Origin of the sequence: Pseudomonas sp. X4, from assembly GCF_040784925.1 — a bacterium.
Lineage (GTDB): Bacteria > Pseudomonadota > Gammaproteobacteria > Pseudomonadales > Pseudomonadaceae > Aquipseudomonas > Aquipseudomonas putida_Z.
Map to the genome: position 1 here is coordinate 1,749,793 of NZ_CP160798.1, position 15,601 is coordinate 1,765,393.

The following is a 15,601-nucleotide window of genomic DNA, read 5'->3' on the forward strand; positions in this document are numbered from 1 at the left end:
ACCCTGATGTTCCAGGAGATGAACATGAATGCGACTGAACTGACCGATGTGCAAACCCTGCGCGAACGTGCCCGCCAGCATGTCGAGCAAGGTGCGGTGACCGAGGGTTACGATGCTGATCGCCAACAGATCCTGCGCCTGCTCAATGATTCACTGGCCACCGAACTGGTCTGCGTGCTGCGCTACAAGCGTCACTACTTCATGGCCAGCGGCATCAAGGCCAGCGTGGCTGCCGATGAATTCCTCGAGCATGCCAACCAGGAAGCCGAGCACGCCGACAAGCTTGCCGAACGGATCGTGCAGTTAGGTGGAGAGCCGGATTTCAACCCGGACAACCTGAGCAAGCGGTCTCATGCCCAATATGTGGCGGGTACTTCATTGAAGGAGATGGTGCTGGAAGACCTGGTGGCGGAGCGGATCGCCATCGATAGCTATCGCGAGATCATTCGGTACATAGGGGATAAAGATCCGACTACGCGGCGGATTTTTGAGGACATCCTCGCGCAGGAAGAAGAGCACGCGGACGATATGTCCGACCTGTTGCAAGGCTTGTAATTGCTGGGGGCGCTTTGCGCCCCATTCGCCGGCAAGCCAGCTCCCACAGGTATTGCACGAGCCTTGAGGTCTGTGGAGTCCCCTGTGGGAGCTGGCTTGCCGGCGATTGGGCTGCGAAGCGGCCCCCTGCTATTTCCTCTCTTTCACCACCGCCGGCGCCTTGCCCGCCTTCATCTGCTGCAACAGAGGCGTGCACTGGTTGGGATCATCCCCGCTGCTAGGCGCAATCAGCGCCAGCAACCCCGCCGCCGGCCCGGCAACCACACCCAACGCCACCATCCCCGCCCCGCGCAACGCCAGCGGCACCGCCTGCACCCCGGCACTGGGCTTGGCGAACGGCCCGCGCACATACAGCGGCGAGCGCAGCGAGAACAGCCGCAGCCCTTTCGATTCAGGGGTAATTTTCAGGTCCAGCTGCTCCGTGGCGAAATTGGCCGTGCCGTTGATGTAGATGATCGCGTTCTCGGTATCGAAGATGAACAGGCGCGTGGTCGCCAGGCCATCCTTGATGCCCACGTCAGCCGCTGCACAGTTGATCTTCACATCCTCATCGCCAAACAGCTTGCCGACCACATAGTTGCCCACGTTCAACCCGGCAATCTCCATCAGGCTGCGGCTGATGGCGCCATCGTTGATCAACATGCGCAGGTCGCCATTGGCCGTGCCCAGCAAGGCGGCCACCGAGTTGCCCCGGCCGGTGATATCGGCATCGCCATTCAACTCACCGAAGCTGGTCTGCATAGGCGCAAAGGAGGGGAACAACTGCTTGAGCTTGAAGCCGCGCGCCGTCAGCCGGGCACGCCCCTGCAACGGCACGTTGCGGCCATCCAGGCGGATCCTGGAAGCGAGGTTGCCGCCAGCCACGCCAAAACGCAGGGGCTCCAGGCGCAGCAGGCCGTCCTCCAGTATCACGTGGGCCGACAGGTCGTTGAACGGCAGTTGCGCGCTGTGCACGATGCGCTTGCCGGCGAAGGTGACGTCGGCGTCCATCGTGCGCCAGCGCTCGGTGCGGAACTCCTCCACCGGCAGCACCTTGCCCACCGGCTGCTTGCTGGCACCCCCGCGGGCCTTCTGCTCGGCGTTGGAGTCGGCGCCGATCAGCGGCGCCAGGTCCTTGAACAGCAACTGGTTGGACACCAGGTTGCCGGACAGCTTGGGCCGTGGCTGGCTGGCAACGAAGGCCAGGTCGCCGTGGATATCGCTGTCACCGATCTTGCCGTTGAAGCCCTGGTAGTTGAAGGTCGCCCCTTGCGCCGCGTGCAGGTTGGCGCTGAGGTGGCCGTCGGTGGAATAGGCCGGGGTGTCGGGCAAGGTTACGCCGGTCAGCGGGTAGAGGTTGCCCAGGCTGGCCCCGGACAGGCGCAGGCGCAGGTCAAGGGCGCCGAGGTTGCGCGGGTCGGTCAGGGTGCCGGCGAGTACCACATGGGTGTCGGCGATGCGCACGTCAGCCTGCAGCGGGAACGGCTGGCTGGCGTCCTGCAGGGCCAGCAGGCCGCCGATCTTGCCGGTACCGGAGACCAGCTGGCCTTTGTAGCGGCCCTGGGCCTTGAGCCCGAAGGCGTAGTCCTGCGCGGCACCGGCCTTCTCGGCGCTGGCCTTGCCAACGATGTCGCTGAACGGGACAGGCTTGCCCAGCGGGTCGATCTGTACCTTCATGCTGGTTTTCAGGGTTTGGTCATCGAAGCTGACATTGCCCTGGTCGAAGCCGATGGCGCCAATGTCCAGCTGCCATTTGGAAGGCTCTGCGTTTTCATCCTTGGGGCCGAAGTCGAAGGCCCAGTTGGCGCGGCCATCGGCCAGGCGGGTGAGGCTGGCTGTGGGCTTGGTCAGGTCGATGCGCGGGATGCTGATCTGCTGGAACAGCAGCGGCAGCGGCGCCAGGCGGAACGCCACGCGCTCCAGGCCGACCATCTTCGGTTCCTTGAGCCACTCGGGGTTGCCCAGGGTCAGGTCTTCGGCAATGAAGTGCGGCCAGGGTACCCAGGCACGCCAGCCCCCCTCTTCTGGTTCGGTGCGCCAGTCCACGGCAAGGTTGCCATTGATCGCGAAGGGCCGCTGCAGGGCCTCGGAGACTTTCTCGTTGAGCAGGGGCTTGACGCGGTTCCAGTCGAAGGTGGCGATCACCACCACCAGGATCGCCAGCAGGGTCAGCAGGCTGGTGAAGGTCCAGACGAGGATTCTGGCGGGACGCGTCATTGCGTGATTCTCCTTGCGGTATGGCACAGAACAGGTGCAGCGGTGGCACTCAATATCTCGGACTGATGAAAACCCGTGGGGTTTTATCGATGGCGCCATGATAGCGAAGTTTTTCCTGGCCTTTTGCTCAGCAATTCGTCGCGCCAGGCCATACGTGTTACCCGCAAACATCGCCATCAAATTGCCATCTTACGACCTGGAAAGTGCTGTCTAGAGCAGCTTGCAACCTCTATCAATACGGTCGATTGTTACCATTACCCGTATGAACTTCTCTCTGGCGTTACCCGGCGTAGCATTGGCTCCGTACCCACTTTCCAGCCCCCGAGAGGAGCACCGAAATCATGAAACGCCATCTGCTGACCCTGACCCTGTCCATCCTGGCCGCCAACGCTTTTGCCCTGCCAGCCGACGAGCAACACCTGACCGCCGAATCGCGCTCCAGCGCTGCCGAAATCGCCCAGCCGCTGAAAACCGTTGCCGAAGGTGGTGCTGATCGCCTGATCGAACGTAGTGGCCGTGTTGCCGAAGGTGGCTCGGATCGCCTGATCGAACGCAGTGGCCGCGTTGCCGAAGGTGGCTCCGATCGCCTGATCGAACGTAGTGGCCGCGTTGCCGAAGGTGGCTCCGATCGCCTGATCGAACGTAGTGGCCGCGTTGCCGAAGGTGGCTCCGATCGCCTGATCGAACGTAGTGGCCGTGTTGCCGAAGGTGGCTCGGATCGCCTGATCGAACGTAGTGGCCGTGTTGCCGAAGGTGGCTCGGATCGCCTGATCGAACGTAGTGGCCGTGTTGCCGAAGGTGGCTCGGATCGCCTGATCGAACGTAGTGGCCGTGTTGCCGAAGGTGGCTCGGATCGCCTGGTTGAACTCAGCCGTGTGAGCTGATCACCATGGCCGAAAAGAACAACCTCTGTCACAACGCTTGCTCCCCTCCAGGCCCGGTCCATTGACCGGGCTTTGTTTTTTTAACTAGAGTGCCCAGCCTTACCGCCACAGAAGCCCGCACCATGCTGCCGCGCGCCGAACAGAAGCTACAGACCCGCCAGGCCCTGCTCGATGCCGCCTGCCAGCTCATGGAGAGTGGCCGTGGTTTCGGCAGTATCAGCCTGCGCGAAGTGGCGAAGACGGCCGGCATCGTACCCACCGGCTTCTACCGGCATTTTTCCGACATGGACGCCCTGGGCCTGGCCCTGGTTGCCGAGGTCGACACTACCTTCCGCCAGACCATCCGCCTGGTGCGCCAGAACGAATTCGAACTGGGCGGCATCACCGACGCATCGGTGCGCATTTTTCTCGACGTGGTCGCCGCCCACCGCGCGCAGTTCCTGTTCCTCGCCCGTGAGCAGTACGGCGGTTCACAGGCCGTACGCCAGGCCATTGCCCGCCTGCGCCAGGACATCAGCGACGACCTGGCCACCGACCTGGCGCGGATGAAGCGCTGGCAGCACCTGGACAGCGCCGCGCTGGCGGTGATGGCCGACCTGGTGGTGAAAACCGTGTTCGCCACCCTGCCAGAGCTCATCGACAGTCCCGAAGCGGGTTATCCACAGGCGTTGACGCCGCAGGAAAAGATCACTCAACAGTTGCGCTTCATCTTCGTGGGGGCGCGGCATTGGCAGGGGTTGGGCAACCCGGGCTGATCGGTAGCCTGTACTGGCCCTATCGCCGGCAAGCCGGCTCCCACAGGATCACCACAGGCCCGCGCAATGTGAAGTACCTGTGGGAGCTGGCTTGCCGGCGATAGGGCCGGCACAGGCTACCCACAACCCAGTTCTGCTACCATGGCGCCCTGCCCGACAGCGACGAGCGCCGAAATGTCCGACCCCCGCCCCACCCTGCCCCAACTGGCCCGCTTCAACCAGCACTTCGCCGAACGCATCGTGCCGTTGTGGCAAGGCCCGGGCTGGAACGCCGACATGGCCCTGCCCTACGAGGCCCTGGACGCCCAGCACCAGCCATTGCCGGTGCAGCGCTACCGGGCCATGGCCTGCGCGCGTCAGCTGTACCTGTTCAGCAGCCGCATCGGGCAACCGGGCGCAGCCGAGCGTGCAGCCGCCCTGTTCCGCTCGCTGCAGAAGCACTTCCACGACGCCGAACACGGCGGCTGGTTCTACAGCATCGACGCCCAGGGCAAACCGCTGGACCGGCGCAAGGACCTCTACACCCACGCCTTCATCGTCTTCGCCTGTGCACATTACTGGGGCAAGGTGCGTGAAAATCTGGTGGAGTCCACGCTGAACGCCGCGCTGGACATCATCGACCAGCAGTTTGCCCGCGACGACGGCCTGTACGAAGCCAGCCTCGCTGAAGACTGGGCCGACCTTGGCAGTGGCCCGCTGCAGAACCCGCAGATGCACCTGGCCGAAGCCTTCCTGCAGGTGCTGGCGGTGCGTGACGACGAGCATGCCCAGCAGTCGTTGCTGCACCTGTGCGCGGCGCTGCAGGAACACTTCATCGACCCCGCCCACGGCCTGATGCTGGAAAAGCCACGCGGCACTGTGGATAACTGGTTCGAGCCGGGGCACCAGTTCGAGTGGTTCTACCTGCTGCATACCTCGCCACTGCTGCGTGATACGCCGCTGCATGCGTCCATCGACCGGGCTTTCGGCTACGCCGAGCAGTACGGGGTGAAGGACACCGCGGTACTGGCGATGCTGGATGTGGATGGCCAGGTGCTCGACGCCACCCAGCGGATCTGGGCGCAGGCGGAATACCTGCGGGCGCTGGTGTTGCGGGCGGGGGGCGAGGCGAAGCTGGCCGGGCAGTTGCAGGCGCTGGAAGCGCGGTTCCTGCGTGAGGCGGGCTGGTATGAGTGCCGGGATGGGCAAGGTAGTGTCAGCCGGCATGATATGCCTTCTACTACGCCCTATCATTTGGCGACTTGCCTGGAAGGGTTGCAGCGCCTGAGCTGACGCATTCGCGGGTGAACCCGCTCCCACAGGGATAGCGCCTGCTCCGAAACCGGTGCAGTACCTGTGGGAGCGGGTTTACCCGCGAAGAGGCCCTCGGATCAGCCTTTGACCGATCGGTCGATCGAGAACCCTGCCCAGTCCTGGCTCACCGGCATCAGCTCCAGGCTGTTGATGTTGATATGCGCCGGCTGGTTGAGGATCCAGAAGATGGTTTCGGCAATGTCCTGCGGCTGGATCGGCTCGGCACCGGCATAGGTGGCGTCGTATTTGGCCTGGTCACCGCCGAAGCGCACCAGCGAGAACTCGCTCTCGCACAAGCCCGGCTCGATGTTGCTCACGCGCACGCCCGTACCCCGCAGGTCGCAGCGCAGGCTCAACGAGAACTGGCCGACGAAGGCCTTGGTGCCGCCGTACACGTTGCTGCCCGGGTACGGGTAGTTGCCCGCCACCGAACCTACGTTGAGGATCGACGCCCCACGGCCATGGGCGATCAGCCGTGGCAGCAGCAGGCGGGTGGTGTACATCAGGCCCTTGATGTTGGTATCGACCATGGTTTCCCAGTCGTCCAGGCTGCAGTTCTGCGCCGCGTCCACCCCTAGCGCCAGGCCTGCGTTGTTGACCAGGCCGCGCAACTTGTCGAAGCCGGCCGGCAGGCTGGCGATGGCCTGTTCCATGGCCTTGCGGTCACGCACGTCGAGCACCAGGCCGTGTACTTCGGTCTTGGCCGACAGTTCGGCGCACAGGGCGTCCAGGCGCTCCTTGCGGCGGCCAGTGAGCACCAGCTTCCAGCCGGCTTCGGCGAAGCGGCGGGCAGTGGCCTCGCCGAAACCGGAAGTCGCGCCAGTGATGAATACGGTGGACGTCATGCTCTGTTCCTCACGGTGGATTGTCATCGGCAGGCTTGCAGCATGCCCGCGCCGGGCGCTTGCAGCAACCCGCCCGGGGCACTGTTCATTTTTTGATCATATGCGGCAAACCCTTGCAGCAGAGGGCTCGGAACCAGCTATGCGCACGTTATCCACAAGGCTTTCCCCACGGATTGGGGGCAACTTGTCCATGGCGCGGAACCCTTTCAGCGACTTGTGGTCGGTGGATATCTTTTCGGTGATGGCGCAAGGCTTTCAAGCATGCCGTCTGCAGCGGTCTGTCCAAGGTTTTTTCACAGGGTTATCCACAGGCTTTGCGGGAGCCTTGGAATGAATGCAGGGCTTTGAAAAGCCTGGGAAAATCATCCACAAGGTGCCTGTGATCAAAAAATGATCATGAAGCTGCAGGGCTTGGTATCAAAGGGCTTGAGCGAGATGCCACCATGTTTTCCACAGGCGGTTCCACATTATCCGTGGAAAAGATCGGGCCTGTGGAAACAAGGGCTTGGGATGGGGTGGCGATGCGTGAACGGAGAGGTGTGGTAGAAGTTGTCCACATCCAGAATGGGGCTGCTTTGCAGCCCTTTCGCCGGCAAGCCAGCTCCCACAGGGACCACACAGGCCCTGAGGGCAGCGCAGTACCTGTGGGAGCTGGCTTGCCGGCGAAAGGGCCGCAAAGCGGCCCCCGCATGCAACTCAATGCCCGCCGAGATAGGCGTTACGCACTTCCTCGTTGACCAACAGCTCCTGCCCCGTGCCGCTCATGCGAATCTGCCCGTTGACCATCACATAAGCCCGGTCCGACAGTTTCAGCGCATGGTTGGCGTTCTGCTCCACCAGGAAGATGGTCATCCCGGTCTTGGCCAGCTCACGCAAGGTCGAAAAGATCTGCTTGACCACGATCGGCGCCAGCCCCAGCGATGGCTCATCCAGCAGCAACAACTTTGGCCGGCTCATCAGCGCGCGGGCAATGGCCAGCATCTGCTGCTCGCCACCGGACATGGTCATGGCCCTCTGGTTACGCCGCTCTTTCAGGCGCGGGAACAGCTCGTACATGCGCTGCATGTCTTCGTCGGCATGCTTGTCACCGATGGGGATGGTACCCATCATCAGATTCTCCTCGACGGTCATGTCGGGGAACACCCGGCGCCCCTCCGGCGACTGGGCGATGCCGTTGGAAGCGATGTAGTGCGACGACTTGCGAGTGATGTCGGTGCCGCGGTACACGATATGCCCCGACGCCGCCCGCGGCTGGCCGAAGATCGACATCAGCAGGGTCGACTTGCCGGCACCGTTTGCGCCAATCAGGCTGACCGTCTCGCCCTCGTTGATGTGCATCGAGACCTTTTTCAGCGCCTGGATCGGGCCGTAGAACACGTCCAGGTCCTTCAGTTCGAGAATGGGTGCACTCATACCAGTTCCTCTTCATCGGCACCCAGGTAGGCGGCGATCACCGTCGGGTTGTGGCGGATATCCTGCGGCGCGCCTTCGGCAATCACGTTGCCGTGGTCGAGCACCACGATATGGTCGGAAATGCTCATGACCATGCCCATGTCGTGTTCGATCAGCACCACGGTGATGTCGTGCTCGTCGCGCAGCACGCGGATCATGCGGCTGAGAGCTTCGGTTTCCTGTGGGTTCAGGCCAGCTGCCGGTTCGTCCAGGCAGATGATCTTCGGCCGCGTGCACATGGCCCGGGCGATTTCCAGGCGGCGCTGCTGGCCGTACGACAACTCGCCAGCCAGGCGGTTGGCGCAATCGACCAGGTCGACCACCTCCAGCCAGTAGAACGCGTGGTCCAGTGCGTCACTCTCGGCCTTGCGGTAGGCCTTGGTGTTGAGCACTCCGGCCAGCAGGTTGCGGTTGACCCACATGTGCTGGGCCACCAGCAGGTTCTCCACCACCGACATTTCCTTGAACAGGCGAATGTTCTGGAAGGTGCGTGCCAGGCCGGCGCGGTTGACCAGGTGGGTACCGCCGAACATCTTGTAGTACATGCGGTTGGCAAAGCGCGCCGGCGAGACGAAGTCCGCCACCTGGAAGCGCTCGCCGAGCAGCTGGATGACATTGGTTTGGCTGCCGCGCACGTTCAGCTCGATGCGCCCGCCACTGGCCTTGTAGAACCCGGTCAGGCAGTTGAACACGGTGGTCTTGCCCGCACCGTTGGGGCCGATCAGGGCGAAGATCTGGTTGCGCCGGACCTTCAGGCTGACATCGCTGAGCGCCTTGATGCCACCGAACTGCATCATCAGGTTGTCGACCGAGAGAATGATATCGTCGCTCATGGCGCCACTCCTTTACGCGGGGTCACACCGGTACGGCTGATGCGGATCAGCCCACGCGGTCGCCAGATCATCATCAGCACCATCAGCACACCGAACAGCAGCACGCGGTATTCGGAGAAGCTGCGCAGCAGCTCGGGCGCCACGGTCAGCACGAAGGCTGCGATCACCACACCCACGGTCGAGCCCATGCCACCAAGCACGACGATGGCGAGGATCAGCGCCGACTCGAAGAAGGTGAACGACGACGGGTTGACGAAGCCCTGGTAGGTGGCAAAGAACACCCCGGCCAGGCCAGCGGTGGAGGCACCCAGGGTAAACGCCGAAAGCTTGACCAGCACGTGGTTCAGGCCCATCGAGCGGCAGGCGATCTCGTCTTCGCGTAGCGCTTCCCAGGCACGGCCGACCGGCATGCGGGTCAGGCGGTGCTTGATGTACAGCACGGCCAGCACGACGGCGAACAGCACCGCGTAGATGAACACGAACTTGAGGTTGGCGTTGTATTCGAAGCCGAAGAACTCGTGGATCGGTACCCCGCCGTCCTTGGCCCGGCGGCCGAACTCCAGGCCGAAGAAGGTGGGCGCCGGTGCCGGCATGCCGTTCGGGCCGCCGGTGAACGACAACCAGTTGTTCAGCACCAGGCGGATGATCTCGCCAAAGCCCAGGGTCACGATCGCCAGGTAGTCGCCGTGCATCCGCAACACCGGGAAACCGAGTATGCACCCCGCCAGCGCCGCTGCGATGGCCGCCAGTGGCAGCACGCTCCAGAAGCCCAGGCCAAGGTACTGGTAACCCAGCGCCAGGCCATACGCGCCGATGGCATAGAACGCCACGTAGCCCAGGTCGAGCAGGCCGGCCAGGCCGACCACGATGTTCAGCCCCAGGCCCAGCAGCACGTAGATCAGGCCGAGGATGACCACGGTCAGCAGGTACTTGTTGGCGAAGATCGGGAAGACGATGGCAATCACCACCAGCGCAGGGATGATATAGCGCAGCCGCGATACGTAGTCCGGCGCGCGCACATGCACGCCCGAGCCACCGCTTTCGAAGCCCTGGAGCATGCGCGAGCCGGCGGCTGTCTGCAGGTACAGGCTGAGCAGGAAGCGCCCCAGCATCACCCCGCCGACCAGCCAGGCCACACGCCGCGGCTCGGCATTGAAGGTGTAGCCGTCGAGCACCACGCCGACCACAGGGCCAAACACGATGAGTGCCAGCAGGCCGGCGACGATGGTCTCCAGCAGGCTGCGTTTGATGTCGAAACTTCTGGTTTCAGTAACGGAGGCAGTTTTGGCAATGGACATGTTCACACCTTAGCCACGAGCGGGCGACCCAGCAGGCCTTGTGGGCGGAAGATAAGGATCATCACCAGCAGCGAGAAGCTGAACACGTCCTTGTAGTCGGAGTTGATCAGGCCAGAGAACAGCGACTCGGAAATACCCAGGATGATCCCGCCGAGCATGGCGCCAGGCAGCGAGCCGATACCGCCGAGCACCGCGGCGGTGAACGCCTTGATGCCGATGATGAAGCCGGCGTAGAAGTCGAAGGTGCCGTAGTTCATGGTGATCAGCACGCCGGCCAGGGCGGCCATCACCGCACCGATGACGAACACGTAGGAGATCACCCGGTCGGTGTTGATGCCCAGGATCGAGGCCATCTTGCGGTCTTGCTGGGTGGCACGGCACATGCGGCCGAGCTTGGTGTACTTGATCACGTAGGTGAGCAGGCCCATGCCAACGAAGGCTGCCACCAGGATGAAGATCTTGGTGTAGGTCAGTTGCACGAAGCCGGTGCCCACTTCGACACGCCAGGCACCTTCCAGCAGGGTTGGCACGCCTTGCTGGCGGGCGCCCTGGCTGATCTGTGCGTAGTTCTGCAGGATCAGCGAGATGCCGATGGCACTGATCAGCGGTGCCAGGCGGGTGGAGTTGCGCAGGGGTTTGTAGGCGATGCGTTCGATGGTGAAGCCATACACGCCGGTGACGACGATGGTGAACAACAGGGTGCCCAGCATCAACAGGGGGAACGACTCGATACCGAAATAAGCCAGCAATGCCAGGCTGATCGCCGCGAGGTACGCGGAAATCATATACACCTCGCCGTGCGCGAAGTTGATCATGCCGATGATGCCATAGACCATTGTGTAGCCGATGGCGATCAGGCCATAGACCGACCCGAGGGTCAGGCCGTTGACCAGTTGCTGCAGGAAAATACCATCCATAACGCAATCTCACCTGATTGAGATTGCACGAGCGCCGACCACGGCGGGCCTGGGACAAGGCGGCCCTCGCAGCGCAGTACTGTGCAGATCTACGGATAAAGACAGGTACCGCGGGGCTTTGGCCCGGGGGCTGACGCGCCCGGGCCGTGGGCCGTTGTTATTTTTGTTTTTCCAGCTGGTGGTACTTGCCTTGGGCATCCCACTGGTAGACCACATAGTCGGACACAGTCAGGTCACCCTTCGAGTCCCACTTTTTCTCGCCCATGACGGTCTGCACCGGGTTGGCCTTGAGCCACTTGGCAGCGTCTTCGCCCTTGTTCGACTTGGCGCCGTTGAACGCGGCAGCCAGGGCCTGCAGCGAGGCGTAGGCGTACAGGGTGTAGCCTTCAGGTTCGGTACCGGCCTTGCGGAACTCCTCCACCACCGCCTTGCTGTCCGGCAGCAGGCGCGGGTCGGCGCCGAAGGTCATGTACACACCATCGACGTATTGCGCGCCGCCGGCGGTGGACACCAGTTCGTCGGTGACGATGCCGTCATCGGACATGAACTTGACGTCCTTCAGGCCCTGCTCGCGCAGCTGGCGTACCAGCGGGCCGGCTTCCGGGTGCAGGCCGCCGAAGTAGACCACGTCGGCACCGGTGGAACGGATCTTGGTGACGACGGCGCTGAAGTCCTTCTCGCCGCGGGTCAGGCCTTCGTACAGCACCGGCTTGACGCCGCGTTTCTCCAGCTGTGCCTTGGTCGCGTCGGCCAGGCCCTGGCCGTAGGTGTCCTTGTCGTGCAGCACCGCGACTTTCTTGCCCTTGAGCACGTCGACGATGTAGTCGCCGGCGACGATGCCCTGCTGGTCGTCACGGCCGCACATGCGGAACATGGCGCCCAGGCCGCGCTCGGTGACTTGTGGGTTGGTGGAGCCAGGGGTGATGGCGATGACGCCAGCCTCGTCATACACCTCGGAGGCCGGGATGGTGTTGGAGGAACAGAAGTGGCCGACCACGCCGATCACCTTGTCCTGGTCGACCAGGCGGTTGGCCACGGCCACGGCCTGCTTCGGCTCGCAGGCGTCATCGCCCTTGACCAGCACGATTTTCTCGCCGTTCACGCCACCGGCGGCGTTGATCTTGTCGGCCGCTGCCTGCGCACCTTTCATGTACTGCTCGCCAAACGCTGCGTTAGCCCCGGTCATCGGGCCCGCTACACCGATCTTGACGTCGGCCTGAACATACGAAGAAACACCCAGTGCCGTAGCTACGGCCAGAGCCAGGAAACCTTTCTTGTAAAACGTCTGCGACATGAGGTGGTGCTCCTAGAGTTTTTTTTGGTTGGCACTACAACTTCTCAGCCCTGTGCTCCGAGCAAGGGCCGTGCCATAGGTTTTGTCTTCCGGGAAAACACACTGTGCAGGTTGCCCGCAGGCGACCGACGGCCTTTTCTTTATTGAGCGTGCAACCGTCTGCCACGCGGCAGGCGCCACCACACGTACAGACAAGGAGCAACCATCGGGTGCCATCATTGCAACCCTGGCAAGTGTTTACGTGCAACCGCCCTGTAACAGCGGACGTCACCGAACTGCACACAGCTGGTGCGCGATTGCTACAGGCGGCACCGTTTCAAGGCTAGCTGGTGCACGGAAAAACACCTCTGTTTTGGCAGTTCCGGCCCTATCGCCGGCAAGCCAGCTCCCACAGTAACACTGCAAATTCCGGCCCTGTGGGTTACTTGTGGGAGCTGGCTTGCCGGCGATAGGGCCGCAACAGGCACAACAAGGCCGAAAAGGCTGGCACAATGTCCGCCATTCGCCGCTTCCGGAGCCCCATTGATGAGCGAGAGCGCATTCGCCGAGCGCATCGTGCACAACCTGCTCGACACCGACTTCTACAAACTCACCATGATGCAGGGCGTGCTGCACAACTACCCGGACGCCGACGTCGAGTGGGAATTCCGCTGCCGCAACGGCGAGGACCTGCGCCCCTACCTCGGCGAGATCCGCAACCAGCTCGAACTGCTCAGCGACCTCACCCTGGATGACGGCCAGCTGGCCTTCCTCGAACGTATCAGCTTCCTCAAGCCTGACTTCCTGCGCTTTCTGCGCCTGTTCCGCTTCAACCTGCGCTACGTACGCCTGGGGATAGAAAACGACCAGCTGTTCCTGCGCCTGAAAGGCCCGTGGCTGCATGTGATCCTGTTCGAAGTGCCGCTGCTGGCGATCATCAGCGAAGTGCGCAACCGCCATCTGCACCCGCGCATGCGCCTGGCCGAGGCCCGCGACCAGCTGTACCGCAAGTTCGACTGGCTGCGCGCACATGCCAGCGACGATGAACTGGCCGAACTGCAGGTGGCCGACTTCGGCACCCGTCGGCGCTTTTCCAGCCGTGTGCAGGAAGAAGTGGTGCGTGTGCTGCGCGACGATTTCCCGGGCCGCTTCGTCGGCACCAGCAACGTCGACCTGGCATGGAAACTGGATATCAAGCCGCTAGGCACCATGGCCCATGAATGGATCATGGCCCACCAGCAACTCGGCCCGCGACTGATCGACAGCCAGATCGCCGCGCTGGACTGCTGGGTGCGCGAGTACCGCGGCCTGCTCGGCATCGCCCTGACCGACTGCATCACCATGGATGCCTTCCTCGGCGATTTCGACCTGTACTTTGCCAAGCTGTTCGATGGCCTGCGCCACGACTCGGGCGAACCGGTGGCCTGGGCGGAAAAGGCCATTGCCCATTACCAGAAACTAGGTATCGACCCGATGACCAAGACCCTGGTGTTTTCCGACGGTCTCAACCTGACCCGCTCGCTGGAAATCTTCCGTGCCCTGCGCGGTCGCATCAACGTCAGCTTTGGCATCGGCACCAACCTGACCTGTGATATCCCGGGCGTGGCCCCGATGAGCATCGTGCTTAAAATGACCGACTGCAACGGCGCGCCGGTGGCGAAGATCTCGGACGAAGCCGCCAAGACCCAATGCCGCGACGAGAACTTCGTCGCCTACATGCGCCATGTATTCAAAGTCCCCAGCAAGGAGTAACCCATGCAAGCGGTTCAGCAAGAGATTGCCCAGGCGCTGAAGGTACAGCCGCCGTTCGCCGACGCCGCCGCGCTCGAGGCCGAAGTGGCCCGGCGCGTGGCGTTCATCAAGGATTGCCTGGCCAACGCCCGGCTCAAGACCCTGGTGCTGGGCATCAGCGGCGGCGTCGACTCGCTGACCGCCGCCCTGCTCGCCCAACGCGCCATCAACGAGCTGCGCGCCGAAACCGGCGACAAGGCCTACACCTTCATCGCCGTGCGCCTGCCTTACCAGGTCCAGCATGACGAGCATGACGCCCAGGCGTGCCTGGAAGTGATCAAGGCCGACGAAGTGCACACCGTGGATATCGCCCCGGCAGTACGGGCGCTGGCGGCTGAAGTGGTGGAGTTGAAGAACGGCTCGCCGACGCTGGTGGACTTCGTGGTCGGCAACGTCAAGGCGCGTACCCGCATGGTCGCCCAGTACACCATCGCCGGTGCCCGCGCGGGCCTGGTGATCGGCACCGACCACGCCGCCGAGGCGGTGATGGGGTTCTTTACCAAGTTCGGTGATGGTGCCTGCGACCTGGCGCCGCTGAGCGGGCTGGTGAAGAACCAGGTGCGGGCGATTGCGCGCAGCTTCGGTGCGCCGGAGTCACTGGTGGAAAAGGTCCCGACTGCGGACCTGGAAGACCTGGCGCCGGGCAAGCCGGACGAAGCCTCCCATGGCGTGACTTACCAGCAAATCGATGCCTTCCTGCATGGGCAGCCGGTTGACCAGGAAGCGTTCGATATCATCGTCGCCACCTACCGCAAGACCCAGCACAAGCGCGAACTGCCGTTCGCCCCTTGATAAGGCTATAGACGGACCTGTGGGAGCGGGTTCATCGGGACGCCGAACCGCCGCGAATGCAATGGTGAACCCACCGACGTATTCGCGGCGGTTCGGCGCCCCGATGAACCCGCTCCCACAGGGTTCACCGTCAGCCTTTGATTACTTGACGACGACCTTGCCCTTCATCATCGAGATGTGGCCCGGGAAGGTGCAGAAGAAGCTGTAGTCGCCACCGGCTTCCAGCTTGGTAGCGTCGAACTTCACCTCGGTCTCCTTCTCAGGAGCACCAATCATCTTGGTGTGGGCAATGATCGCGGCGTTGTCAGCCTTGATGTAGTCCTTTTCCAGACCCTGGCTCATGCCTTCGGTGGCAATGCCCTGCATGTCGGCAGTCTTGCTGATTACCAGGTTATGGCCCATGACGTTCTTCGGCAGGTTGCCGGAGTGGGTCAGTTTGACGGTGAATTCCTTGCAGCTCTTGTCGACGGTGATTTCCTTGGTGTTGTAGGACATCTGGTCGGTGGAGTCGACAGTCACCGAGCACTCGGCTGCGAAGACAGAGGCGCTGGCGAGGGTCAGCAGGGATACCGCTACAGCTTTCGCAAACATCATGAATCTCCTTGGCAGGGTTTTATCAATTGCGAGACTGCCTGAAACCGTTCAGCCCCTTGCTGATATGGGTCAAGGGGCTGTCAAGAGGCCAGCCAGTAGAATTGTTCAATGGATTGTATACAA

The 15,601-nt window shown here is 62.7% G+C and carries 14 protein-coding genes; 6 read left to right on the forward strand and 8 right to left on the reverse strand.

Features of this window, described 5'->3' with window-relative positions; translation table 11 throughout:
* Positions 1 to 24 precede the first annotated feature (24 nt).
* Positions 25 to 555, forward strand: a complete 531-nt coding sequence (locus ABX298_RS07710) for a bacterioferritin (protein ID WP_025340810.1) — start codon at positions 25 to 27, stop codon at positions 553 to 555.
* Between the two features lie 129 nt (positions 556 to 684).
* Here the strand turns inward: ABX298_RS07710 and ABX298_RS07715 are convergent, their stop codons facing one another.
* The gene (locus tag ABX298_RS07715) at positions 685 to 2,751 is read right to left on the reverse strand and encodes an AsmA family protein (protein ID WP_367394266.1); all 2,067 of its coding nucleotides are present in this window, start codon (positions 2,749 to 2,751) and stop codon (positions 685 to 687) included.
* 341 nt (positions 2,752 to 3,092) lie between these two features.
* On the opposite strand from ABX298_RS07715, the gene ABX298_RS07720 reads away from it, so the two are divergent.
* The 3 genes from ABX298_RS07720 (at position 3,093) to ABX298_RS07730 (ending at position 5,662) form a co-directional block, all read left to right on the forward strand.
* The gene (locus tag ABX298_RS07720; protein ID WP_085599702.1) at positions 3,093 to 3,635 is read left to right on the forward strand and encodes a phage infection protein; all 543 of its coding nucleotides are present in this window, start codon (positions 3,093 to 3,095) and stop codon (positions 3,633 to 3,635) included.
* Between the two features lie 122 nt (positions 3,636 to 3,757).
* A complete protein-coding gene (gene fabR / locus ABX298_RS07725) occupies positions 3,758 to 4,390 on the forward strand; it encodes an HTH-type transcriptional repressor FabR (RefSeq protein WP_015271984.1) in 633 nt (210 codons plus the stop codon).
* 174 nt (positions 4,391 to 4,564) lie between these two features.
* The gene (locus ABX298_RS07730; protein ID WP_367394267.1) at positions 4,565 to 5,662 is read left to right on the forward strand and encodes an AGE family epimerase/isomerase; all 1,098 of its coding nucleotides are present in this window, start codon (positions 4,565 to 4,567) and stop codon (positions 5,660 to 5,662) included.
* 98 nt (positions 5,663 to 5,760) lie between these two features.
* Here ABX298_RS07730 and ABX298_RS07735 read toward each other — a convergent pair whose 3' ends face one another.
* The 6 genes from ABX298_RS07735 to ABX298_RS07760 form a co-directional block, all read right to left on the reverse strand.
* Complete coding sequence (locus tag ABX298_RS07735) at positions 5,761 to 6,528, reverse strand: SDR family oxidoreductase (RefSeq protein ID WP_075046516.1); 768 nt, start codon at positions 6,526 to 6,528, stop codon at positions 5,761 to 5,763.
* A gap of 696 nt (positions 6,529 to 7,224) precedes the next feature.
* Entirely contained in the window at positions 7,225 to 7,941 is a 717-nt protein-coding gene (locus tag ABX298_RS07740; protein WP_015271986.1) for an ABC transporter ATP-binding protein, read from the reverse strand.
* Positions 7,938 to 8,813 carry an ABC transporter ATP-binding protein gene (locus ABX298_RS07745; RefSeq protein WP_286100649.1) on the reverse strand — a complete coding sequence of 292 codons (876 nt, stop codon included), beginning with the start codon at positions 8,811 to 8,813 and terminating at the stop codon, positions 7,938 to 7,940. The genes ABX298_RS07740 and ABX298_RS07745 overlap by 4 nt, the downstream gene beginning before the upstream one ends.
* On the reverse strand, positions 8,810 to 10,111 hold the full coding sequence (gene livM, locus ABX298_RS07750; RefSeq protein WP_084785280.1) for a high-affinity branched-chain amino acid ABC transporter permease LivM: 1,302 nt from the start codon (positions 10,109 to 10,111) through the stop codon (positions 8,810 to 8,812). Before livM ends, ABX298_RS07745 begins: the two co-directional genes overlap by 4 nt.
* A gap of 2 nt (positions 10,112 to 10,113) precedes the next feature.
* Complete coding sequence (locus ABX298_RS07755) at positions 10,114 to 11,028, reverse strand: branched-chain amino acid ABC transporter permease (protein WP_013974411.1); 915 nt, start codon at positions 11,026 to 11,028, stop codon at positions 10,114 to 10,116.
* A 157-nt stretch (positions 11,029 to 11,185) separates the two neighbouring features.
* Positions 11,186 to 12,322 carry a branched-chain amino acid ABC transporter substrate-binding protein gene (locus ABX298_RS07760; RefSeq protein WP_015271988.1) on the reverse strand — a complete coding sequence of 379 codons (1,137 nt, stop codon included), beginning with the start codon at positions 12,320 to 12,322 and terminating at the stop codon, positions 11,186 to 11,188.
* A gap of 525 nt (positions 12,323 to 12,847) precedes the next feature.
* On the opposite strand from ABX298_RS07760, the gene pncB reads away from it, so the two are divergent.
* Together pncB and nadE are read left to right on the forward strand one after the other, a co-directional pair.
* Entirely contained in the window at positions 12,848 to 14,053 is a 1,206-nt protein-coding gene (gene pncB, locus ABX298_RS07765) for a nicotinate phosphoribosyltransferase (protein WP_025340817.1), read from the forward strand.
* Between the two features lie 3 nt (positions 14,054 to 14,056).
* A complete protein-coding gene (nadE, locus tag ABX298_RS07770) occupies positions 14,057 to 14,884 on the forward strand; it encodes an ammonia-dependent NAD(+) synthetase (RefSeq protein WP_013974414.1) in 828 nt (275 codons plus the stop codon).
* A gap of 141 nt (positions 14,885 to 15,025) precedes the next feature.
* Here nadE and azu read toward each other — a convergent pair whose 3' ends face one another.
* On the reverse strand, positions 15,026 to 15,475 hold the full coding sequence (azu, locus tag ABX298_RS07775) for an azurin (RefSeq protein WP_015271990.1): 450 nt from the start codon (positions 15,473 to 15,475) through the stop codon (positions 15,026 to 15,028).
* Positions 15,476 to 15,601: the final 126 nt, after the last annotated feature.

Excerpts from the sequence above, each read along its gene's own strand:
- ABX298_RS07745 (WP_286100649.1), bottom strand. The coding sequence starts at position 8,813 with ATGAGCGACGATATCATTCTCTCGGTCGACAACCTGATGATGCAGTTC.
- fabR (WP_015271984.1), top strand. The coding sequence starts at position 3,758 with ATGCTGCCGCGCGCCGAACAGAAGCTACAGACCCGCCAGGCCCTGCTC.
- livM (WP_084785280.1), bottom strand. The coding sequence starts at position 10,111 with ATGTCCATTGCCAAAACTGCCTCCGTTACTGAAACCAGAAGTTTCGAC.
- ABX298_RS07715 (WP_367394266.1), bottom strand. The coding sequence starts at position 2,751 with ATGACGCGTCCCGCCAGAATCCTCGTCTGGACCTTCACCAGCCTGCTG.
- ABX298_RS07730 (WP_367394267.1), top strand. The coding sequence starts at position 4,565 with ATGTCCGACCCCCGCCCCACCCTGCCCCAACTGGCCCGCTTCAACCAG.
- ABX298_RS07760 (WP_015271988.1), bottom strand. The coding sequence starts at position 12,322 with ATGTCGCAGACGTTTTACAAGAAAGGTTTCCTGGCTCTGGCCGTAGCT.
- ABX298_RS07735 (WP_075046516.1), bottom strand. The coding sequence starts at position 6,528 with ATGACGTCCACCGTATTCATCACTGGCGCGACTTCCGGTTTCGGCGAG.
- nadE (WP_013974414.1), top strand. The coding sequence starts at position 14,057 with ATGCAAGCGGTTCAGCAAGAGATTGCCCAGGCGCTGAAGGTACAGCCG.
- ABX298_RS07755 (WP_013974411.1), bottom strand. The coding sequence starts at position 11,028 with ATGGATGGTATTTTCCTGCAGCAACTGGTCAACGGCCTGACCCTCGGG.
- ABX298_RS07720 (WP_085599702.1), top strand. The coding sequence starts at position 3,093 with ATGAAACGCCATCTGCTGACCCTGACCCTGTCCATCCTGGCCGCCAAC.
- azu (WP_015271990.1), bottom strand. The coding sequence starts at position 15,475 with ATGTTTGCGAAAGCTGTAGCGGTATCCCTGCTGACCCTCGCCAGCGCC.
- ABX298_RS07740 (WP_015271986.1), bottom strand. The coding sequence starts at position 7,941 with ATGAGTGCACCCATTCTCGAACTGAAGGACCTGGACGTGTTCTACGGC.
- pncB (WP_025340817.1), top strand. The coding sequence starts at position 12,848 with ATGAGCGAGAGCGCATTCGCCGAGCGCATCGTGCACAACCTGCTCGAC.
- ABX298_RS07710 (WP_025340810.1), top strand. The coding sequence starts at position 25 with ATGAATGCGACTGAACTGACCGATGTGCAAACCCTGCGCGAACGTGCC.